The organism is Aeromonas sp. 96A, from assembly GCF_051919165.1.
Classification (GTDB): domain Bacteria; phylum Pseudomonadota; class Gammaproteobacteria; order Enterobacterales; family Aeromonadaceae; genus Aeromonas; species Aeromonas veronii.
Genome location: NZ_JBQBFE010000001.1, coordinates 3,715,001 through 3,736,658, shown reverse-complemented (window position 1 = coordinate 3,736,658; position 21,658 = coordinate 3,715,001). Strand labels below are relative to the sequence as shown.

Below are 21,658 nucleotides of genomic sequence, written 5' to 3'. Positions count from 1 at the left end.
GGCCTCTATCGACGCGGATCAGGCATCGCCCATCGCCAGCAGGGAGGCGTTGCCGCCCACCGCCGTGGTGTTGATGGTACGGGTCTTCTCGGTAACAAACCGCCCGAGATAGTGAGGGCCACCCGCCTTGGGGCCGGTGCCGGAGAGCCCCTGGCCGCCGAACGGCTGCACCCCGACCATGGCGCCGATCTGGTTGCGGTTGATGTAGACGTTGCCGACGTTGATGCGGCTCGCCAGCTCCTCCGCGTGGGATTCGTTGCGGCTGTGGATCCCCAGCGTCAGGCCATAGCCGGTGCCGTTGATGTCGCCGATCACCTTGTCCAGATCCCGGGTGGCGTAGCGCACCACGTGCAGGATGGGGCCGAACTGCTCCTTGGCCAGCTCGCGGATGGAGCCGATCTCCAGCGCAGTCGGCTGAACGAAGTGTCCCTCCATGGTCGCGGCGGGCATCGGCGCCTGGGCAATCAGGCGAGCACGCGGGATCATGTAGGCGAGGTGAGCATCGAGACCGGATTTGGCATCGGCATCGATCACCGGGCCTACGTCGGTGTTGTGCTCAGCCGGGTTGCCCACTTTCAGCTCCTGCATGGCGCCGGTGAGGATCTCCAGCACCCGCTCGGCAATCTCCTCCTGCAGATAGAGCACCCGCAGGGCCGAGCAGCGCTGACCAGCGCTCTGGAAGGCTGCGCTCACCACGTCGCGCACCACCTGCTCCGGCAGCGCGGTGGAGTCGACAATCATGGCGTTCTGGCCGCCGGTTTCGGCGATGAGCGGCAGGATGGCGCCATCGCGCTGGGCCAGGGTCATGTTGATGAGCTTGGCGGTCTCGGTGGAGCCGGTGAAGCAGACGCCGCCGATACGCGGATCCGCTGTCAGCTTGGCACCCACGGTGGCGCCGTCACCGGGCAGCAGCTGTAGCACGTCGCCTGGAATACCGGCCTGATGGGCCAGCGTCACCGCCAGATGGGCGATAAGGCCGGTCTGCTCCGCCGGTTTGGCGATGACGGTATTGCCGGTGGCCAGCGCAGCGGCGATTTGGCCGAGGAAGATCGCCAGCGGGAAGTTCCACGGGCTGATGCAGACAAACACCCCGCGTCCCTGCAGGAACAGCTCATTCTGCTCGCCGGTGTAACCGGGCAGCAGGGTCGCCTGCCCCATCAGACTGCGGGCCTGCACCGCGTAGTAGCGGCAGAAATCGACCGCTTCACGCACCTCGTCGATGCCATCTTGCAGCAGTTTGCCCGCCTCGCGGGTACAGAGGGAGACGAACTGCTCGCGGTTCGCTTCCAGCAGATCCGCCAGCTTCTCCAGCGCGGCGGCCCGCTCGCTCACCGGGGTTTCGCGCCAGCGCGGGAAGGCAGCGTGGGCAGATGCCAAGGCCTGCTCCACCGCCTGCTCGTCGGCCCAGTGGATCTTGCCGACGGTGAGGCTCACATCCTGCGGGCTCAGCACGGTGCGTGCCTCGCTGCGCTTGAGGGTCTCGCCATCGACGATGGGGCCCGCCAGCCACTGCTTGCTCTCCAGCTCTTTCAAGCGGGCGAAGAAGGGGCGCTGGATGGAGAGGATGTTCATGTTGACGCCGCTGGAGTTCTTGCGGTCGCTGAACAGGTTCACCGGCTGCGGAATGCGGTCGTTGGCAAAGCCGGAGTAGCGCTTGAGGGTGCGCAGCGGATGCTCGGCCAGTGAATCCACCGGGGTGTTGGGGTCCACCAGCTTGTGAACGAAGGAGGTGTTGGCCCCGTTCTCCAACAGGCGGCGCACCAGATAGGGCAGCAGATCCTTGTGGGCGCCGACCGGCGCATAGATGCGACAGTGCAGGCCGGGATTGTCGTTCAGCACCGCGTTGTGCAGCTCCTCCCCCATGCCGTGCAGGCGCTGGAATTCAAACTGGCGATCACCGGCCATCTCCAGAATGCTGACCACGGTATTCGCGTTGTGGGTGGCGAACTGGGGGGCGATAAAGCCGCGAGTCGGCTCGCTCAGCAGGTAGCGGGCGCAGGCGAGGTAGGAGATATCGGTGCCCGCCTTGCGGGTAAAGAGCGGGTAGCCGGGCAGGCCCGCCTGCTGGGCATATTTCAGTTCGCTGTCCCAGTAGGCGCCTTTTACCAGTCGCACCGGAATGAGGTCACCCTGCTCGCGAGCCAGGGCGGTGAGCCAGCAGAGTACCGGCAGCGCACGCTTGGAGTAGGCCTGCACCACCATGCCGAGCTTGCCCCAGCCGCGGTTGGCGTCGGAGCGGTAGAGCTGTTCGAACAAGTCCAGCGACAGCTCGAGGCGGTCCATCTCCTCGGCATCGATGCTGATGGCCACATCCTTGTCGCGGGCCAGACGCACCAGCCCCACCAGCCGCTCGCACATCTCGCCGAGCACCCGCTCGCGGTTGGCCACGTCATAGCGCGGATGGAGCGCCGAGAGCTTGATGGAGATGGAGGGGGCCGGGCCGCCGTCGCTGATCCGCTCGTTGCCCACCGCCTCGATGGCGTTGCGGTAATCGGTCAGATACTTGTCGGCATCCTGCATGGTCAGCGCCGATTCACCCAGCATGTCGTAGGTGTGGGTGTAGCCCAGCTCGCGGGATTTGCGGCTCGCCTTGAGTGCCTCCTTCATGTCGCGCCCCAGCACGAACTGCTTGCCCATGATCTTCATGGCGGCGTACATGGCGGAGCGCACCACCGGCTCCCCCAGCTTGTTGACCATGCGCCCCAGCAGGTTGGCCGGGTTGCCGTCGAGCTTCTTGTCGAGCTTGATGATCTTGCCGGTCAGCATCAGCCCCCAGGTGGAGGCGTTGACCAGAGTAGAGTCGCTCTTGCGGAAATGAGATGACCAGTTGGCGCCGGAGAGCTTGTCCTTGATCAGGGCATCGGCGGTCTCGGCATCGGGAATGCGCAGCAGCGCCTCGGCCAGACACATCAGGATGATCCCCTCCTGGGTATCGAGACTGTACTCCTGCAGGAAGGCGTCGATACCGTCACCGGAGCCGCTCTCCTTGCGCACCTTGGTCACCAGAGTACGGGCACGCTGGGTCACCTGCTCCAGCGAGGCGCCATCCCCCGGCAACATGGCCGACAGTTCGGCCAGATAGGCATTTTCATCCACCACATAGTTCTGGGTGATGGCTTCGCGCAGGGCGGCCAGATCGGAGGGGATATAGTCAGCGGCAAGCACTTGAGTAGCTTTGAACATATGGGGTCTTCCTGTACGCCCTAGGGCTGATATCGACAAAGGCGGACGCGCCGCCGAAACGCCGATAATGTATACAATGTTGCACCCTATATGAAATGAATTTGTTGCCACTCTTTAACAAAGATCGCTCATTCACCCCATGAACTCCCTTTTGAAGCCAATACGCCAGCAAGCGTGAGGGTCATCTGACTTCATTTTGTATACGATCTGCCGCCGCCCGCCCTGTCGCAAAGCAACCACGCATTCCGCCCAATACCGGATGTCCCCAATGCGCCCAAAAAAAGAAGGGCCGCCACGGCGACCCTTCTCAGCAATTCATTCAGCCAGATGCTGTCAGTTCATCCAGCGATCGCCGCGGCTGCGACGACGGGGCAGCATCGGCAACAGGATGCCAAGCAGGATCCCCGCCCCCACCATGGCGCCACCACGGATAAACCAGTCCATCTGCATGTCGTGCTCCTGGTTGTCGTAGCTCTGGGTCAGGGCATCATTCTGCTCTTTGAGATTGCTCATCTCCTCACCCTGACTGACCAGCTGGGCCTTGAGGGCGGCGATCTCCTTGCTCTGGGCAGCGATCTGGCCATCCTTCTCGGTGAAGCGTTTCTCGTTGTCACCGTTGAGGTTCTGCAGGCGATCTTTAAGCTCATCGCGCTCTTTTTCCACCTGGGGCAGACGCTCGCGCAGGCTGATCTGGCTCTGCAGTTCGCTGTTCTTGATCCACCCCTCGCGGCCACGACCGTCCACCACCTGGGTGAAACCGGCCTCGCTGTTCACCGCCTTTACCTCCAGCGGTTCACCAGCCTTGACGCTGCCAAGGATCCGGTACTGGGTACCCGGGCCATTGTGGATATAGGTAAAGATGTTGTCTGAAACATAACGGGTATCGGCCAGTGCCTGTTGGGCACACAAGCAGATCAAAATCCCGAGAAGGGCGCGCATGGTCGATCGGTTCTCTTTTTCAGGTTTGGACAAGAGGTTGAATGTTAAGCCGCCAGCAGGTTAAAGGACAAGCAAAGAAAAAGCACCTCCCCCGGATTAAAGAGCGCAGAGTTGCGAGTCACCTCGCAACTTGCCCGTCTGCGGTCTCACTTGTTTTTCAGCTCCTGCACCTCGCTGCGCAGGGCACGGATCTCCCGCAGCAGCTCCTCTTGCTGGTTGTTGTAGTGATGACGCCACTTGTCGGTCTCGCCATCCCCCTTGTTGGGCTGCAAAAACAGGCTGGCCATAAAACCGCTGATGGCACCGAACAGACCCACTCCGAACAGGATCAGCAGGCTGGCGACAAACCGCCCCTCCTCGGTCTTGGGCACCAGATCCCCGTAACCGACTGTCGAGAGGGTCACCAGCGTCCACCAGAACGCGTCGTAAGGTGTCTCAATCTGGCTGCCGGGCTGGCCTGACTCAATCCAGTACATGACGCCGGAGCCCACCCCCAGCAGCAGGAAGAAGAGGAACAAGATGCCGGAGAGGGTGGTCTCGTTGCGCTCGCGACGGAACATGGCCCAGAGATCCGGGTGCTCCTTGAACAGCTGATAGACCCGCCACAACTGGATCAACCGCGCCCAGCGCAGTTGCTCCGCCATCGGCAGGCTACCCGGCAGATAGATCCAGTTGGCCTTGAAATAGGCCTTGCGATCAGAGGCCCGGATCCAACCATAAGCAAAGTGCGCGAGGAAGAAGTAGCAGATCAGACTGTCGAGGTCATAGAAGAGCTGCAGGGTCTGTGGTGTCAGGCTCTCATGGCCCCACCAGCGGGCCGTCACCAGCACAACCGAGATAATCGACAGAAATGCCATCAGCAGATCCATCGCCCGCAGATGAGTTAAGTGATGTCGCATACATTTTCCAACTTTAAGCACAGTGCAAATTAATAAAAGAGAAGATAATGCCGATAGTCCTGAGGGCAAAGGAAAAAACGGCTTTTAAAAGGAGAATGACAATGCAGCTGAACCTGCTGGAGAAAAGAATGAGCAACATCCGGTTGGTACCCAAAGTGGTGCTGCTGATGGTGTTCAGTACCCTCCTGCTACTGACAAAACTCTGGTTTGACGCCAACAATCTGGAAGCGACCCTGCTCAGCGAAGGGCTCGATCCCGCCAAGGCGGATGCGATCTCCAATCGCCTGCTCTGGACCGGTCTGATGGAGACCGCCATCATGGGGCTGCTGTTCGTGATCCTGCTGCTCACCGGCTCCCGCCTGATGGTCAAGCAGGTGCACTATCTGGTAGGCCTTCTGGAACGCTTCGCCAAGCGGGACCTCAGCCACAAGGTACTGCTCAAGTCACGTGACGAATTCGGCGACATCGCCAAGGCGGTCTCACACTCGCAGGAGAACCTCAAAGAGGTGTTTGGCAACCAGCGCGCCGCCTGCAAGGAGCTCAACGACATCGCCTCCCAGGTGACCCTTTGCATGGAAGAGGCCAACGAAGCGATCAACGAAGAGTTCACCCAGATCGAACAGCTGGCCAGCGCCATGAGCCAGATGGTCGGCGCCATTCGCGAAGTGGCCGCCCATGCGGATCAGGCCTCTCACGCCACCGCCGAAACCAGCCAGCTGGCGGAAGAGGGGAGCCGCTGCGTCGCCGACACCGTCAGCACCATCGATACCCTCTCCGGCAACATCCAGCGCTCCGCCACCGTGGTCAACGAGGTGGAGCAGGGGGTCGAGCGCATTGGCTCGGTAGTCGACACCATTCGCGGCATCTCGGAACAGACCAACCTGCTGGCACTGAACGCGGCCATCGAAGCGGCTCGCGCCGGTGAAGCGGGTCGTGGCTTTGCCGTGGTGGCCTCCGAAGTGCGCGAGCTGGCCAACCGGGCTCAGGCCGCCACCGTCGAGATCCAGAAGATGATCGAACAGCTGCAGGGCAATGCCCATCAGGCCGGCGAGCTGATGGCCCAAAGCGTACAGCAGGCCGACAAGGGGGTGGAACAGGTGACCCAGGCCGGTACCCAGCTCGCCACCATAGTGCAGCGGGTACAGGGTGTCGCCGACATGAACCGCCACATCGCCGCCGCCTCCGAGCAACAGAGCTCGGTCGCCGAAGAGATGCGCGGTAATCTGGAGCAGGTCAAGCAGATCGCCGAAGGCTCCGTCGTGGTGCTGCGTGAACTGCAAGAGGCCTCCGAGCTGGTCGAGCAGCACAGCAAGGAGCTCGACAGCCAGATCCAGTCCTTCAAACTCGTCTGACTGTTTTCATGCCCCAATCCGGTTAGACTGGAAGGCCCCTTGAGGGGGCCTTTCTCATTTCCAGCGCACGGCAAGGAGCCAATATGCAGCAAAATGCAACGCACCCACCACTCGAGCTCAGTGACGACAAGGGGCGGCTCGATGTGCCGCTGATCCACCGTTTTCTCTCCGAAGAGGCTTACTGGTGCCGTGGTATTCCCCACAGCACTGTGGTGCGGGCTATCAACCACTCCCTCTGCGTTGGCGGCTATGTCGATGGTCAGCAGGTTGCCTTCGCCCGGGTCATCACCGACAAGGCCACCTTTGGCTATCTGGCCGATGTCTTCGTGCTGCCTGAGTACCGCGGCCGGGGTTACAGCAAGGCACTGGTGGCAACCATTGTCGACCATCCCGAGTTGCAGGGATTACGTCGTCTCGCTCTCGCCACCTCTGATGCTCACGGCCTCTATGCCGGTTTTGGCTTTGCGCCCCCAGCAAGTCCAGACAGCCTGATGGAGATCTACAACCCTGCCATCTACCAGCGCACCTGATTGACTGGCGGCCAATAATTCCCACCGGATCATGCTTCTCGCCCCTGCGCTGTGACGCGGGGGCCTGACAGTGCTAGATTGGCAGCCACCATTTTGAACCGGCAGCGTTGTTAACCCCGTGTCGTTAACCCGCTGTCGTGAACCACAAGGACGGCAACCGTGGCCCAGCACTCTCCCTCTTTCTCCGCCCTCTCCCCCCTGCTGCAAGAACAGGCCGAGCGCCAGTGGCAGCGACTGGTCGAGCTGGCCCCCGACTATGGCAACCAGCCCGAGCCGGTACGCCAGACCCTACTGACCCTGCTGGGCCTCTCCGATTTTGTCGCCGACTCTCTCTTCAAACAGCCGGAGTTGCTGACCGAACTGCTCGCCTCCGGGGATCTGGATCAGGCCGAACGCTGGCCCGCCTACCAGAGCGATCTGACCGCCCTGCTCGCCGAGGTAAGCGATGAAGAGGCGCTCAAGCGTATCCTGCGCCAGTTCCGCCGCAGCCGCATGCTGGTGATCGCCTGGCGCGAGCTGCTGAGCCATGCAGCGGTGGAAGAGAGCTTTATCCACCTCACCAAGCTGGCGGATGCCCTGATCTGCTCCGCCCGCGACTGGCTCTACGCCAAACAGTGTGGCGAGCTGGGCACCCCGATGGATGGCAATGGCAACCCGCAGCCGCTGCTCATTCTCGGTATGGGCAAGCTGGGTGGTGGCGAGCTCAACTTCTCCTCGGATATCGACCTTATCTTCACCTTCCCCGAGAACGGCTACACGGTCGGCGGGCGGCGCGAGCTCGCCAACCAGCAGTTCTTTATCAAGCTGGGCCAGCGCATCATCAACGCCCTCCACCAGCCCACCCAGGATGGTCAGGTGTTCCGGGTCGATATGCGCTTACGCCCCTTTGGCGATGCGGGGCCGCTCGCCATCTCCTTCGCCGCCATGGAGGATTACTACCAGCACCACGGCCGCAACTGGGAGCGCTACGCCATGGTCAAAGCGCGGGTACTGGGGCCCCAGTGCGAACACGCAGTGGAGCTGGCCGAGATGCTGCGTCCCTTCGTGTTTCGCCGCTATATCGACTTTGGCGTTATCGACGGCCTGCGCCAGATGAAGGCGATGATCGCCGCCGAGGTGCGCCGCAAGGGGCTGGAGGGCAACATCAAGCTGGGGGCTGGCGGCATTCGCGAGGTGGAGTTTATCGCCCAGGCGCTGCAGCTTATTCGCGGCGGTCGTGAACCTGCACTGCGGGTGCGTCACCTGCCCGAAGCGCTGGCCGCCATCGCCCAATGTGGCGCCCTCGAATCTGCCCATTGCGATCGCTTGCTGGCGGCCTATCGCTTCTTGCGCCGGGTCGAGAACATATTGCAGGAGATCGGCGATCAACAGACCCAGACCCTGCCCACCGAGGAGCGGGATCGCCAGCGGCTGATCGCCGCCCTCGGCTTTGCCGACTGGGGCACCTTTATGGCTTATCTGGATGAGGAGATGGCCGCCGTCCATCAGGAGTTCGCCGCCGTGGTGGGGGAAGAGAAAGAGGCACCCGCCCATCTGGAGCAGCTCTGGCTCGATCTCTGGCGCACCGAGCTCGACGCCGCCGAGCTGGAAAAATTGCTGACTGCTCAAGGGGTCGTCGAGCCCGCTCCGCTCTGTGCCGCGCTGCTGCGTTTCAAGGAGGAGTACAAGCGCCGTCAGGTAGGGCCGCAGGGGCGCATCGCGCTGGACTGGCTGATGCCGGAGCTGCTGCGGCTGGTTGTCGCCAGCGAGCAACCAGCCCGCCTGTTCGAACGGGTCTGTGAGCTGCTGACCCGCATCTTCACCCGCAGCGCCTATTTGCAACTGCTGGCGGAGAACCCGGGAGCCCTGCGCCAGCTGGTGCGGCTGTGCGACGCCAGCCATCTGGTGAGCGAGCAACTGGCCCGCTACCCGATTTTGCTGGACGAGCTGCTCGATCCCCAGCACCTCTACCACCCCACCCCGCTCGACCAGTACAAGCCCCAGCTGCGCCAGTTCCTGCTGCGCATCCCCGAAGAGGACGTGGAGCAGCAGATGGAGGCGCTGCGCCAGTTCAAACAGGTGCAGTTGCTGCGCATCGTGGCGGCCGACATCGCCGGCGCCCTGCCGCTGATGAAGGTGAGCGACCACCTCACCTGGCTGGCGGAGGCGATCACCGAGGAGGTGGTCAATCAGGCGTGGGCCCAGATGAGCGAACGCTACGGGGTGCCGCCCGAGGTGGCAACCAGCGGCCAGCGCGGCTTTGCGGTGGTGGCCTATGGCAAGCTGGGCGGTATCGAGCTCGGTTACGGCTCGGATCTCGATCTGGTGTTCCTGCATGGCGGTGACCCCAACAGCTACACCGACGGGCGCAAGCCCATCGACAGCCGCCAGTTCTACCTGCGCCTCGCCCAGCGGATCCTGCACCTGTTCAGCACCCGTACCCCGTCCGGGATCCTCTACGAGATCGATATGCGGCTGCGCCCCTCCGGCGACTCAGGCCTGCTGGTCTCGTCGCTGTCGGCCTACGAGCAGTACCAGCAAAACGAGGCATGGACCTGGGAACATCAGGCGCTGGTGCGGGCTCGCCCCATCTATGGCGATGACGCCATCGTTGCCGAATTTGCCCGTATCCGCCGCGATGTGCTGGCCAAGGAGCGGGAGCTGCCGACCCTGGCCCGCGAGGTGCGCGAGATGCACCACAAGATGCGGGATCACCTGCTGAAAGCGGGGGCTGGCGAGTTCGACCTCAAGCAGTCCCCCGGCGGCATGGTGGATATCGAGTTTATCGCCCAGTATCTGGTGCTGGCCCACGCCTGCGGCGAGCCCGATGCCCTCACCCGCTGGTCCGATAACGTGCGCATCTTCGATGAGTGCGTGATGGCGGGGGTACTGACCCTGGAGCAGGCGGAGGGGCTGAAGCAGGCCTATCTGGAGATCCGCAACCTCGGCCATCGTCTCAACCTCTCGGAGATCTCCCGCAAGGTGAGCGACGATCAGCTGCAGAGTGAACGCAGCCATGTGCTCGCCGTCTGGCAAACCCTGCTGGGGGAGTGAGATAAACCACTGCTGGTTCAACGAGAAAGGGGCGCTTTGGCCCCCCTTTCTAATATAAACATCAGCTACAAGCTCATATTTTCTTCATATGAAACTCAATAGCGGTGAGCTGGATCCTGTTTCAGGCATACCAACCTTGGAATCGTATGGCACTTTGCCGAATATACGCAGAGATAAGCCGTGTCTATGACTTCACCTGATTTTGGCCAGATATGACGGGTGAATATCAACTAAACAATTCCAGTCCCAGCGCAGAGAGGAAACAATGGATTTTTCAGAGCAGCTACAGAGTCTCGCCAAAAAGATTGCTCAACAGTCATCGATGATCACCACTGAAGAAGCAACCAAAAACGCATTTGTCATGCCATTTCTCAATCGTGTGCTTGGTTATGATGTGTTTGATCCTACGGAGGTGATTCCGGAATTCACCGCAGATACAGGCATCAAAAAAGGGGAAAAGGTTGACTACGCCATTCTCAAAGATGGCCAAGTGCAAATTCTGGTTGAGTGCAAAAAATACAGTGAAAAACTCTCGGCCAAGCACTCTGGTCAACTCTTTCGCTATTTTTCAGTTACCAATGCTCGAATCGGCATTCTGACCAATGGGGCACAATATGAGTTCTACACAGATCTTGATGCGCCAAACAAAATGGACGAAAAACCATTTTTGACGCTCGATCTGGAAGACATTGATGAACACATAGTGCCTGAGGTATTGAAACTAACCAAAACCTCTTTCGATGTTGATTCTGTGGTCGATGCAGCTGGTGAACTGAAGTACCTCAGCCAGATCAAAAAGTTGCTAGCCGAACAATTTGCCTCACCGGAAGAAGACTTTGTTAAGTTCTTTGCATCCAGAATCTATGACGGTGTACTGACTGCAAAGGTCAAACAGTCCTTTACCGACATCACCAAGAAGGCACTTAGCCAATTTCTGAATGACAGCATCAATGCCAGATTGAAGTCTGCGATTGGTGGCAGTGTCAGCTCCTCAACGATCCAACCGGCATTTGATAGTAATCCATCAAGTGACAACAATAATACCGAAGGCAGTAGCGAGGAAAAATCAAAGGTCGATACAACGATTGAAGAGATGGAAGGCTTTAATGTCGTCAAGGCAATTCTGAGACAGCGATTTGATGTAACAAGAATCGCGGCACGAGATACCCAAAGCTATTTTGGTATTCTCCTCGACGATAATAATCGCAAGCCGTTATGCCGGTTGCATTTCAATGCAAAGCAGAAATATATCGGTTTATTTGATGCTGACAAGAAAGAGACCCGACATCCTATCTCCTCGATAGATGAGATTTTCACCTTTGCAGATCAGCTACTGACAGCCAATTCAGTCTACGAGTAAGGCTGGTTAAAGGGGGGCGAAATCACTCCGCCCCCATTCCCTTCTGTAAGCAGCAAACTAACCGAGACCTGTTTCAACGCCCCCCATCTGGTTGCGAAACAAACTGCAACTGCCTGCCATCGGGCAACAGCGCCAACACGCTTTGAGCGGCCAGTTTGATCCCCGCCAGCTCGGTGGCCGGGCCGAAGTTGGCTATCAGTCGAGTACTATCGGCAAACTCGCTCTGCTGCACCACACCTCTTTTATCGAGCCAGCGAAAACCGGTGAGCGGCTGGTTGTAGAGCCTCTCATGCAGCGGACGGAAGAAGGCATCGAGCCCCTTGAGGTAGGGAATGCGCACGTTGGCGCTATCCAGACTGAGATTGAGCAGGGGCGGCACGTTGTAGAGCTGCTGCAACAGTTCGGTGACCTGACGGCTCTCCCTGAACTTCAGGCTGTCTATCGTCCAGTGGTGGGTGGTCACTATGCTGTCGTGAAAGACGCTCTGGAACAGCGGCAGCCGCAGCGCCGGATCGAAGTAGAGCCCCTGATACTCAGGTTTTAGGTGGCTCTGGCGAAAGAAAAATGCAGGCTGATAGTCGGGATACCAGGCCCCCAGATAGTAGGGAGAGCGCTTGTTGCGGCGCATATCGGGATCCTGCCAGCCAAAACCGCTGGTCTGGGGGCCGTGGGCAAAGGCCGCGGTGCGGTTGGCTACCGCCCCGCCCTCCTCGGAGCCCACCAGCACACCCTGACTCTTGGCAATCCACGCCATCCCCGCCATCCGGTTGTCCGCATCCTGCGCCTGAGTGGTTGGCTTGGCCGGGTCGAAGTCGTCAAACACCATGCCGGTCGCCGCCACATCGAGGAACCAGCTGTTGTAGTGGCTCGCCTGCTGCAATTTTGGCACTCGCTGCTCCATCACCGGGCGCACGCAGGCCTGATTGGTGTAGACGCCGCTGTTTTGAAAGCCGCTCTTGCGCCGTCCGTTCTCCAGCATGATGCCGCAGCGCAGGTAGATATCCTGCCCCATCTGGGCGGTGAGCCAGCTCTGCTGGCGATTCCCCTCCGGCAGCGCGGTATCGTAAGAGTCGTAAGGAGCGATGAGATAGCCCGCCGCTTTGGCAAGTTCAATCCCCTCTGGCGCAGCAAAAGCGGCGGTCCACTGGGGCAGACCCAGCCAGAGTTTGGGTAGTCCAGCCTGCTTGAGAGCAGCGATCATCTTGGCGGAGCTGCCATCACCCCAACTCTGCGGCTCGTTGAGCGCAGCCCCCAGTTGCGTGGCAGCCAGCGTGCGCCGGGCAGCGAAATCAGCAGGTTGCTGACCCGGATGGCGCAGCGCAAGCGCCTGCTCAACTCCGGTCAGCACAAGATTTTGCAGGTAGCGGTTGCGCTCAAGATCGGGTGCTTGCAGCGCCGTTTTACTCTCCCCCTTGAGCCAGTCAACAGGGATCAGGCGGCGCAACGCAGGCCAACTCTTCACATCCTGTGGCACCAGCAGTCGCTCGCCCCAGAGATAGAGGTGAGAGGCGCCGATCAGCCGCTTGCCATCCGGTACTGCCGCCAGCTTGCTCTCGAGCGAGACCAGCTCGCCCCGCTCCTGCAGCCAGTTGCGATAGGCCTTGCCCGCCGCCAGCCAGTCGTTGCCCGGTTGCAGCGACACCGCCACCTCATAGGGGACAGCAAGATTGAGGCGATTGACGCGATGGGTCGCCGTCAGGGCAATACCATCTTTCCTGGGCGCAAAGGTGAGCCGGTTGTTGAAGGGGTTGGCAAAGAAGATCGCCAGCTGCTGATCGCTGTGATCCAGCCCGACCAGCGGCAGGGTGAGATCCTCGGTGGTGTTGATCCCCTGATACTCCTGCGCCAATGCCTTGCGCCACTCGGGATGATCAACCGGGATGCGAAAGCCCTCGTGGATCGGCAGCATCAGCGCCTGCGCCCCTGCCGGCACCCGTGGCCACACTAGCTCGCCAGCACTCGCACGACTCAAGCTGAGGATCAGACGGTTGCCTTCAAGGCGGGCCGAGGCCCGCACCTCGCCATCGGCACGGGTCAGCCAGCTGGCGCGCTCCCCCTCCTGCTGCAGAGCGGTGACCGGCTGACGCGGGCCGGGAGAAGAGATGAGAAGGTGCTTGCCCGATGGCAGCACAGCCTCGGCCGCCAGGGTGGCGGGATCCAGCTCGATGCGCCACTGATCGTTGGCAAGGGTCAGCGCCTCGGCAGGCAGGGAGAACAGCGGCGCCAACAGCAGCAGCGGGCGGATCCGGCTCGTTAGCACGGGAAGAAGAGTCATGGTCGGTGATTCCTGATAACACACGGGAATCGCCATTTCAGCAGATTGGCCGCCTGCGATTGTCAGGCCAATGTCAGGATTGCGTGCAACTGACCATCACGACGACCATTACTCAACCGGCCCCGCCTGACTGTGGCTTAGCTGCAACACCAGCTGGCCGCGCTGGCTGGTCTGCACCAGCGAAAGGGTACGCCAGCTGTCGGGCGTAGCGGTTGGCCAGTTCACCGGCTCATCGGGCGCAATCCGGTGCCACCAGAGCAGGGAGTATTGCGGGCGAGCCAGCACCGCCTGATCGAGCCAGAGCGGCGTGCAGGCCGCAGGATTGACGGGGAGATTGGCTACCGCCTGCGGCGAGCGGGAGAGCCAGTCCAGATCCTGCACCGCAGGCAGCGGCAACGCCACCTGCCAACGCAGGCCCGCCACCGTCAGCCGCAGCTGATAGAGCCCGGCTGGCAAAGGCGTCGGCAGATCGGCCCCCACGACCCTGACTCCGGAGTTCTCTTCCGCCTCCCACTGGGCACCTGCCAGTCGGTCACGGCCAGCGGAATCGATAAGTTCCGCGGTGGTGATGGGCCCCTCCCCGGTCAACTGCACCCGATAGTCCCGCAGCAGCGGCGCATCGCGCTGGATCAGCTCAAGGCGCAGCTCGCTCACCCCATCAGGCAGAGTGAGCGGGAAATCCTTGCCGCAGTGCTGGGCACTGAGCGCAGCCAGCATCCCCTGCCAGCTACGGCGCTCGGCATCACTTGTGAGGGCGGGCCATGCCTGCTGCAAAGATTGCCAGGCGTGCCGGTTATCCCCCTGCAACAGCGCCAACGTAGCCGGTTGCAGCGGGTCGGCGCGATCGGCTTCCAGGAGGCGTTCGGTTGCCATCACGCTGCTTACGTTTAGAAGGCCCAGGTTCAGAAGGCCGACGCTTAGAGCTAACAGCAGAGCAGCCAGCGTTGCGCGCTTCACGCTGTCACCTCCAGCCGGTAGCCGATGCCGCGCACCGTCTCGATGGCCAACCCGGGCAGCTTCTGGCGCAGTTGCAGAATATGGGTATCAACGGTGCGGGTGGAGGGAAACGCCTGATAGCCCCATACCCGGTTGAGGATCTCCTCCCGGCTCAGCACCCGCCCCGCCATCCGCACCAGCAGAGTGAGCAGGGCAAACTCGGTGGGGGTAAAGCTCACCTCCGCATCCTGCCAGCTCGCCTGCATCCGGGCAGGATGAAGCTGCAAGCCGCCCACTGCCTGAGTGCCATCCCCCAGCTGACGCAACTGGGCCCGGATCCGCGCCAGCAGCTCGTCATGGGAGAAGGGTTTGGTCAGGTAGTCGCGCGCCCCCGCATCGAGCCCGGCCACCCGATCGCTCACCTCCACCCTTGCGGTGAGCACGATCACCGGCAGCGCCTTGCGCGCCAGCCACTGGGGTAGCCAGTCGAGGGCATCCCCCTCCGGCATGGTGCGATCCAGCAGCACCAGATCCGCCGCCAGCCACTGCTGCTCCGCCGTAGCCAGGGTGTCGCACCAGAGGCAGCGATACCCCTCGCGGGTCAGATAGCGTTGCAGGTTCTCCGCCAGCAGCGCCTCGTCTTCGACAAGCAGGAGGGTCTTCATGATTCGGTATCGCTCCAGAGTTGGCAGGGCAGCATCAGGGTAAAGGTGGTGGGCGGGCCGGATAGGACGAGGCGCCCGCCAAGGCGGCGCAGCAGATGGCGCACGATGGCAAGCCCCAGCCCCAAACCCTCGGCACGGGCTCCGCGACGCAGCAGGGTGGCGAGCCGGTAACCCGGCAGCTCGCCGCCATCGCTGACCGCGAGGATCAAACGCCCCGCCTGCCAGCTGGCACAGATCCGAACCGGTGCACAGCCATGCTGGCTGGCGTTGCGCAGCAAATTGTCGAGGGCAAGGTCGAGCCAGTAGAAGGGGAGCGCCAGAGTCATCTCCCGCTCAAGGCAGAAGGTGGCGTCATGCCGCTCGCAAGCCTGGGTGAGCCACTCGGCCAGACTGACCGCCACCCGCTCATCTTCGAGAGTCTCTGCCGCCAGATAGTGGCGACTGGCCTGCGCCAGTTGATGCAGACGGGCGACACTGCCCAGCAGCTGCCCCACGCTCTGCTGGGCGGAAGGGGGCAGCCGGTCGAAATCGTGGCGCAGCTCCTCGCTGATGCCAGAGAGCGCCATGATGGGAGTGCGCAGCTCGTGGGTCAGCATCTGCAATGCGACACGCCGCTCCCGCAGCAGGCGCCAGCGCTGCCAGCTGGCCCACCCCAGCAGCAGGATGAAACCAAGAGAGCTGGCCAGCGCCAGCCACTGCCAATGCAGCGTGGGGCGCTCGTTGATGCAGATCCCCCCAACCCGCTCCTGGCAGGAGCCATCGACCCGGCTATCCAGCGTCACGCCAAGCCGCTCGGCCAGCGGCTGCCACTGCCCGGCACCGTAACGACGCCACTGCCCATCGGCAAGCAGCCAGAGCTGACCCGATTGCAGCAACCAGCGCTCCCCCCGCAGCAGGGCATCGAGGTTGTCATTATCGAGCTCGCCGAGCTGCCCCAACTGATCTCGCCGCTCCCGCACATGGAGCAGAGCGTCGAGCCCGGCCACCGGATGACCAGCCTGCCAGCGAGCCACGCTGGAGCCACCCAACGGATAGATGGGGTGAGCGGCAAACCAGCTGGTCGAGGGCTTAGCCCCTTGGCCACAAAGCGCCCTCAGCAGCGGCAGCCACTCGGCGGGCAACTCATTATCTGTCCCGCACTCCTGCTGATAGCGATAGATAGCCTGCAGCTGGCGCAGCGGATAGCGCTGCCAGGCGGGATAGAGGGAGTCGGGAGCAATCAAGCGCCGGTCGAGCCGCTGCATCTCGTCAAGAGGCAGCGCCTGTTCTGGAGTCTGTCTGGCCAGCTCGCCCGCCAGACGATCCGCCAGCGGCCCGGCCAGCACCGGAGAAGCCATGCCGTAGCAGATCAGGGAACAGAGCAGCAGGATCAGGCGCATGGTTTCAACTCGAGATGACTCCGGATGAAGGCGCAACAGATCACTGCGCCATAAAAAATGTCAGCGCCATTTTTCAATGGCGCTGACATCCGGTCAACCGCTAACGGCATTGGCGCGGCTCCCGCCAGCCATGTGAACCGTCACCTATTTGAACAGTCCCTTGAGCAGCTGGTCGGCCACCCCTTTGACGGCATCGTTGTCGGCCTTGTCACCCAGCAGCTTCTTGAGGCCGCGTTCGGCCTCCTTGCGCGCCTTATCCTCCAGCAATTTGTTGTTGCTGAGCAGCGCCTTCACATCGAGGTGATAGCTGGGGGCCTGCCAGTGACCGCCGATCCGCACCGGAATGGTGATCTCCTTCAGCTCGTCCACATCCTTGCCCCCCTGCCCCTTGCTGCTCTCGACGATGGAGGTGAGGAACAGGAAGTCGAGGCTCTCCGGCACCAGCGCAGTCTGCCCATCCCCCTTGACCCGCAAGGCGGGTGCAAAGAGCTGGATGTCGTTGCTGCGGGCGATGCCGTCGGCAATCTGGAAGCTGGCGGTCAGAGCGCTGAAGTCGGTCTTGCGCGCCTCCTTCACCTGCTCGGCCCCCTTGCCGGTGAGGGTGGCCCGCGCCTCGCGGATCATCTCCGGCAGGTTGATGCCATGCAGGGCGCCGTCGCTCAGCTTCAAGGTCACCTTGCCCTGTATTCCGTTGCGCAGTGCCAGCGCAGAGAGACCACGCCCCTGCACCTGCACATCGAGATCGCCCTTGCCCTCCAGCAGATCACTCTGGGCCAGAGTCTGCAACAAGGGACGAATGTTCACTCCGGCCACCTGCTTGTGCACCTTGTAGGTGGCGGGCTGCTGGCGTGCGTCGAGTACCCCGTTCGCGCTTACCTGACCGCCAGCCACGGTCGCGCTGAACTGTTTGAGCGTGAGCAGTCCCTTGGCCATAGCCACCTGCAGATCGACAGCACCGAGATCCAGCCCTTTCAGGCGCAGGCTGCCAAGTTGCAACCGACCATCCAGATCCACCCCTTTGAGCGCGCCCAGATCCGGTTCAACCGCGGAGAGGGCTTCGCTCTTGCCGGTGACCGCTTTATTGTCACTTGCAGCGGTATTGGAAGCACCGGCCGCCGGTTTGTCCTCTTTCGCCTGCGCAGGTGTGGTCGGTACCGATTTGGCGAGCCATTTGTCGAGATCCAGCTTCTCCCCCTTGAGATCGAAGCTGATTGCGGGAATGGCACCAAGCTGCACGGTTCCATCACCACTCAACAGCGCCTCATCGGCACTCATCACCAGCTTGCTCAGGGTAATCAACTGCTTGTCGAGCTCGGCACGGGCAAACCCGGCCAGTTTCAGCTTCATCTGCGGGCGCGGCAGCGCATCACCTTCCAGCGCTGCCGTCAGCAGCACATCGGAGAGCTCGGCCAGCTTCATCTCTTTATCGAGCCGTCCCTTGAGTGTTCCTTCCAGCGAGCCAGCCAGTGAAGCTTGCAGCCCCTCTACCTTGGCCCCTTTGAGCGCCAACGTGAGGTTGCTCCACTCACCCAAGGCCAATCGGTCCCCCTTGATGGAGAAACTGTCGAGTCGCAGGGACGGGTCACTCAGGCTGCCACTGAGGCTCAGATCTTTCAGTTCACTCGCCATCACCTCCTGCGCCAGCTTGATCTGGGTCTGCCCTTTAACGTCGAAAGCGAGCTTGTCGGCACTCCCCTTGACGGCCAGCGTCACGGGTACCCACTGATCGGTGGCCAGCTGCCCCATATCGAGATCGAGGCGATCCAGTCGCAGCGAGGTGCCGCTGCGATCATCCTGTACCAGCGCACTGGCCTGGGAGAGCGCGACACCCTGCAAGCTGATCTGCCAGGGCTTGCTATCAGCGGTTGGCGCAGGAGTTGCGGGGACGACTGGTTCGCTTGCATCAGCAGTGGCATCCTTGATCAGTCCGCTCAGATTGGAGCTGCCATCCGCCTTGGTCTGGATAAAGAGATGGGCGCCACTCAAGGTTACCTTGCCGATCTCCAGGCGATGGGAGAGCAACGGCAACAGGGCCACCGAGGCATCGCCCTGTTCGAAACGAATCAGATCCGGCTCGGCAAAGCCGGCCGGATTGCGCAGAGCAACCTTCTCCAGCGAGAGGCCGAGACTCGGCCAGAAACGCCAGTCAATCTCTCCCGCCATCACCAGTTCCCGGCCTGTGCTCTTGCGCACCTGTTCAGCCAGTTGGGGCTTGAATTGATTGGGGTCGATAAGGCTTATCAGCGTCACTATGGCCAGCAAGGCCGCCACGGCGATGCCGAGCAAGATGAGAACTATCTTCTTCACGATATGCTCCTTGAATCCGGATCCACTGCTGACTATACCACTCACCGTCTGACGAATGGCGTCTGCGGGACAAAAGTGGACAAGGATGAGACAGGGATGGTCGCTGCCAATCCCCATCGTCATCAGCAGGGATCAGGCTTGCAAAGGGGATTGCAGCAACCGCGCCATCGCGGTGCGCGTCGACTCGAAAGCAAAACGGGACAAGGGGATATCGCTGAGTTTCAACCACTGACAGGCGGCCACATCGTCAGCCGGCTGGATGACAGGTTTTTCACTCAGCTTGATGGCAAAGAAGGTGTCACAGGTGTGATAGGTGATGCCATCGTAGGGATAGGTATTGGGGAAGTAACCGAGATAGGTACAAGGATGAGCGCTGACATCGAGTCCCAGCTCCTCCTGCAACTCGCGCACCAGCGCCCCCTCCAGCGACTCGCCGGGATCGACAAATCCGCCCGGCAGATCCAGCAACCCCTTGCCCGGATTGCCTGCTCTCACCGCAACCAGCACCTCGTCCTGCCAGCAAAGCGCCACCATCACCGCCGTCGCCACATTCTGGAAAAAATGAAAACCGCAGCCACAGCGAAACTCTTTGGGGCTGACGCTCTGCAGGGTTTGACCGCCGCATTTTGGACAAAACATGGGCTATCTCCGACCAGATAAAGCACCATTTTACGCTGCCAGGGCCGTTTTTTATGAATAAAACTGATGGGATGATCAGGAATTCAGGGGAAGGAGGGGATAACACTGGCCAATTTTCAGGCGACTTTCTGATTTCTAGGCAATAAAAAACCCCGCTCGATGAGCGGGGTTCTTAAATTGGGTGCCTGGCAGTGTCCTACTCTCGCATGGCGAATGCCACACTACCATCGGCGCTACCGCGTTTCACTTCTGAGTTCGGCATGGGATCAGGTGGTTCCACGGCGCTATGGCCGCCAGGCAAATTCTTAATCTAGAAAGCTGACGTGAATAACGACTTGGTCATTATCACTGAATTAGTAGTTCGCTTAGGTTTGCTACAAGCCTTAGAACACTTCTTGGGTGTTGTATGGTTAAGCCTCACGGGTAATTAGTATGGGTTAGCTCAACACGTCGCCGCGCTTACACACCCCACCTATCAACGTTGTGGTCTCCAACGGCCCTTTAGGACCCTCAAGGGGTCAGGGATGACTCATCTCAGGGCTCGCTTCCCGCTTAGATGCTTTCAGCGGTTATCGATTCCGAACTTAGCTACCGGGCAGTGCCACTGGCGTGACAACCCGAACACCAGAGGTTCGTTCACTCCGGTCCTCTCGTACTAGGAGCAACTCCCTTCAATCATCCAACGCCCACGGCAGATAGGGACCGAACTGTCTCACGACGTTCTGAACCCAGCTCGCGTACCACTTTAAATGGCGAACAGCCATACCCTTGGGACCGACTTCAGCCCCAGGATGTGATGAGCCGACATCGAGGTGCCAAACACCGCCGTCGATATGAACTCTTGGGCGGTATCAGCCTGTTATCCCCGGAGTACCTTTTATCCGTTGAGCGATGGCCCTTCCATTCAGAACCACCGGATCACTATGACCTACTTTCGTACCTGCTCGACCTGTCCGTCTCGCAGTTAAGCTGGCTTATGCCATTGCACTAACCTCCTGATGTCCGACCAGGATTAGCCAACCTTCGTGCTCCTCCGTTACTCTTTGGGAGGAGACCGCCCCAGTCAAACTACCCACCAGGCACTGTCCGCGAGCCCGATTCAGGGCCCTGCGTTAGAACATCAAACATACAAGGGTGGTATTTCAAGGACGGCTCCAGCGCAACTGGCGTCACGCCTTCAAAGCCTCCCACCTATCCTACACATGTAGGTTCAATGTTCAGTGCCAAGCTGTAGTAAAGGTTCACGGGGTCTTTCCGTCTAGCCGCGGGTACACCGCATCTTCACGGCGAATTCGATTTCACTGAGTCTCGGGTGGAGACAGCATGGCCATGGTTACACCATTCGTGCAGGTCGGAACTTACCCGACAAGGAATTTCGCTACCTTAGGACCGTTATAGTTACGGCCGCCGTTTACCGGGGCTTCGATCAAGAGCTTCGCTTGCGCTAACCCCATCAATTAACCTTCCGGCACCGGGCAGGTGTCACACCCTATACGTCCACTTTCGTGTTTGCAGAGTGCTGTGTTTTTGATAAACAGTCCCAGCCATCTGGTCACTGCGACTCCCAACTGCTCCATCCGCAAGGGACTTCACTGTCAGGAGCGAACCTTCTCCCGAAGTTACGGTTCTATTTTGCCTAGTTCCTTCACCCGAGTTCTCTCAAGCGCCTTGGTATTCTCTACCCGACCACCTGTGTCGGTTTGGGGTACGATGACTTGTAATCTGAAGCTTAGAGGCTTTTCCTGGAAGCAGGGCATCAATGGCTTCCACACCGTAGTGTGTTCGTCTCGTGTCTCAGTGTTGTGTCTCCGGATTTGCCTAGAAACACCACCTACGCACTTTCACCAGGACAACCGTCGCCTGGCCCACCTAGCCTTCTCCGTCCCCCCATCGCAATTACAAGTCGTGCAGGAATATTAACCTGCTTCCCATCGACTACGCCTTTCGGCCTCGCCTTAGGGGTCGACTCACCCTGCCCCGATTAACGTTGGACAGGAACCCTTGGTCTTCCGGCGAGGAGGCTTTTCACCCCCTTTATCGTTACTTACGTCAGCATTCGCACTTCTGATATCTCCAGCATACCTCTCGATACACCTTCGCAGACTTACAGAACGCTCCCCTACCACTCACACATAAGTGTGAATCCGCGGCTTCGGTGCCT

The 21,658-nt window shown here is 60.7% G+C and carries 13 protein-coding genes and 2 rRNA genes (1 of these 15 only partly in view); 4 read left to right on the top strand and 11 right to left on the bottom strand.

Annotation, left to right across the window (positions count from 1 at the left end; all coding sequences use genetic code 11):
• Positions 1-18: 18 nt before the first annotated feature.
• From putA to ACTG2W_RS17390, 3 genes are all read right to left on the bottom strand, one after another.
• Entirely contained in the window at positions 19-3,183 is a 3,165-nt protein-coding gene (putA, locus tag ACTG2W_RS17400) for a bifunctional proline dehydrogenase/L-glutamate gamma-semialdehyde dehydrogenase PutA (RefSeq protein WP_440016431.1), read from the bottom strand.
• Positions 3,184-3,516: 333 nt separating this feature from the next.
• Complete coding sequence (locus ACTG2W_RS17395) at positions 3,517-4,122, bottom strand: TIGR04211 family SH3 domain-containing protein (protein ID WP_005335443.1); 606 nt, start codon at positions 4,120-4,122, stop codon at positions 3,517-3,519.
• A gap of 146 nt (positions 4,123-4,268) precedes the next feature.
• Entirely contained in the window at positions 4,269-5,021 is a 753-nt protein-coding gene (locus ACTG2W_RS17390) for a potassium channel family protein (protein ID WP_005354446.1), read from the bottom strand.
• Between the two features lie 101 nt (positions 5,022-5,122).
• Between ACTG2W_RS17390 and ACTG2W_RS17385 the strand changes: the two genes are divergently transcribed.
• The 4 genes from ACTG2W_RS17385 (at position 5,123) to ACTG2W_RS17370 (ending at position 11,296) form a co-directional block, all read left to right on the top strand.
• The gene (locus tag ACTG2W_RS17385; protein WP_005335445.1) at positions 5,123-6,373 is read left to right on the top strand and encodes a methyl-accepting chemotaxis protein; all 1,251 of its coding nucleotides are present in this window, start codon (positions 5,123-5,125) and stop codon (positions 6,371-6,373) included.
• An 83-nt stretch (positions 6,374-6,456) separates the two neighbouring features.
• Complete coding sequence (locus tag ACTG2W_RS17380) at positions 6,457-6,903, top strand: GNAT family N-acetyltransferase (protein WP_064339507.1); 447 nt, start codon at positions 6,457-6,459, stop codon at positions 6,901-6,903.
• Positions 6,904-7,062: 159 nt separating this feature from the next.
• On the top strand, positions 7,063-9,936 hold the full coding sequence (gene glnE / locus ACTG2W_RS17375) for a bifunctional [glutamate--ammonia ligase]-adenylyl-L-tyrosine phosphorylase/[glutamate--ammonia-ligase] adenylyltransferase (protein ID WP_440016430.1): 2,874 nt from the start codon (positions 7,063-7,065) through the stop codon (positions 9,934-9,936).
• A 265-nt stretch (positions 9,937-10,201) separates the two neighbouring features.
• Complete coding sequence (locus tag ACTG2W_RS17370; protein ID WP_042657270.1) at positions 10,202-11,296, top strand: type I restriction endonuclease; 1,095 nt, start codon at positions 10,202-10,204, stop codon at positions 11,294-11,296.
• A 73-nt stretch (positions 11,297-11,369) separates the two neighbouring features.
• Here ACTG2W_RS17370 and ACTG2W_RS17365 read toward each other — a convergent pair whose 3' ends face one another.
• The 8 genes from ACTG2W_RS17365 to ACTG2W_RS17330 form a co-directional block, all read right to left on the bottom strand.
• The gene (locus ACTG2W_RS17365; protein WP_440016429.1) at positions 11,370-13,571 is read right to left on the bottom strand and encodes a glycoside hydrolase; all 2,202 of its coding nucleotides are present in this window, start codon (positions 13,569-13,571) and stop codon (positions 11,370-11,372) included.
• Positions 13,572-13,679: 108 nt separating this feature from the next.
• Positions 13,680-14,444 (bottom strand): DUF2861 family protein, encoded by a 765-nt coding sequence (locus ACTG2W_RS17360; RefSeq protein ID WP_368195986.1) that lies wholly within the window; start codon positions 14,442-14,444, stop codon positions 13,680-13,682.
• 80 nt (positions 14,445-14,524) lie between these two features.
• The gene (locus tag ACTG2W_RS17355; protein ID WP_128834984.1) at positions 14,525-15,172 is read right to left on the bottom strand and encodes a response regulator transcription factor; all 648 of its coding nucleotides are present in this window, start codon (positions 15,170-15,172) and stop codon (positions 14,525-14,527) included.
• A complete protein-coding gene (locus ACTG2W_RS17350) occupies positions 15,169-16,551 on the bottom strand; it encodes an ATP-binding protein (protein WP_368195987.1) in 1,383 nt (460 codons plus the stop codon). The genes ACTG2W_RS17355 and ACTG2W_RS17350 overlap by 4 nt, the downstream gene beginning before the upstream one ends.
• A gap of 144 nt (positions 16,552-16,695) precedes the next feature.
• Positions 16,696-18,858, bottom strand: a complete 2,163-nt coding sequence (locus tag ACTG2W_RS17345) for an AsmA family protein (RefSeq protein WP_368195988.1) — start codon at positions 18,856-18,858, stop codon at positions 16,696-16,698.
• 132 nt (positions 18,859-18,990) lie between these two features.
• Positions 18,991-19,497, bottom strand: coding sequence for an NUDIX domain-containing protein (locus tag ACTG2W_RS17340; RefSeq protein WP_440016428.1), 507 nt, complete (start codon positions 19,495-19,497; stop codon positions 18,991-18,993).
• A gap of 183 nt (positions 19,498-19,680) precedes the next feature.
• Positions 19,681-19,795, bottom strand: a 5S ribosomal RNA gene (rrf, locus tag ACTG2W_RS17335).
• Positions 19,796-19,903: 108 nt separating this feature from the next.
• Positions 19,904-21,658 (bottom strand): 23S ribosomal RNA (locus ACTG2W_RS17330); it runs 1,135 nt beyond the window's last position.

Bases quoted from the DNA above. Each gene is read 5' to 3' on its own strand.
- putA (WP_440016431.1), bottom strand. From the start codon at position 3,183: ATGTTCAAAGCTACTCAAGTGCTTGCCGCTGACTATATCCCCTCCGAT.
- ACTG2W_RS17395 (WP_005335443.1), bottom strand. From the start codon at position 4,122: ATGCGCGCCCTTCTCGGGATTTTGATCTGCTTGTGTGCCCAACAGGCA.
- ACTG2W_RS17390 (WP_005354446.1), bottom strand. From the start codon at position 5,021: ATGCGACATCACTTAACTCATCTGCGGGCGATGGATCTGCTGATGGCA.
- ACTG2W_RS17385 (WP_005335445.1), top strand. From the start codon at position 5,123: ATGCAGCTGAACCTGCTGGAGAAAAGAATGAGCAACATCCGGTTGGTA.
- ACTG2W_RS17380 (WP_064339507.1), top strand. From the start codon at position 6,457: ATGCAGCAAAATGCAACGCACCCACCACTCGAGCTCAGTGACGACAAG.
- ACTG2W_RS17370 (WP_042657270.1), top strand. From the start codon at position 10,202: ATGGATTTTTCAGAGCAGCTACAGAGTCTCGCCAAAAAGATTGCTCAA.
- ACTG2W_RS17365 (WP_440016429.1), bottom strand. From the start codon at position 13,571: ATGACTCTTCTTCCCGTGCTAACGAGCCGGATCCGCCCGCTGCTGCTG.
- ACTG2W_RS17360 (WP_368195986.1), bottom strand. From the start codon at position 14,444: ATGGCAACCGAACGCCTCCTGGAAGCCGATCGCGCCGACCCGCTGCAA.
- ACTG2W_RS17355 (WP_128834984.1), bottom strand. From the start codon at position 15,172: ATGAAGACCCTCCTGCTTGTCGAAGACGAGGCGCTGCTGGCGGAGAAC.
- ACTG2W_RS17350 (WP_368195987.1), bottom strand. From the start codon at position 16,551: ATGCGCCTGATCCTGCTGCTCTGTTCCCTGATCTGCTACGGCATGGCT.
- ACTG2W_RS17340 (WP_440016428.1), bottom strand. From the start codon at position 19,497: ATGTTTTGTCCAAAATGCGGCGGTCAAACCCTGCAGAGCGTCAGCCCC.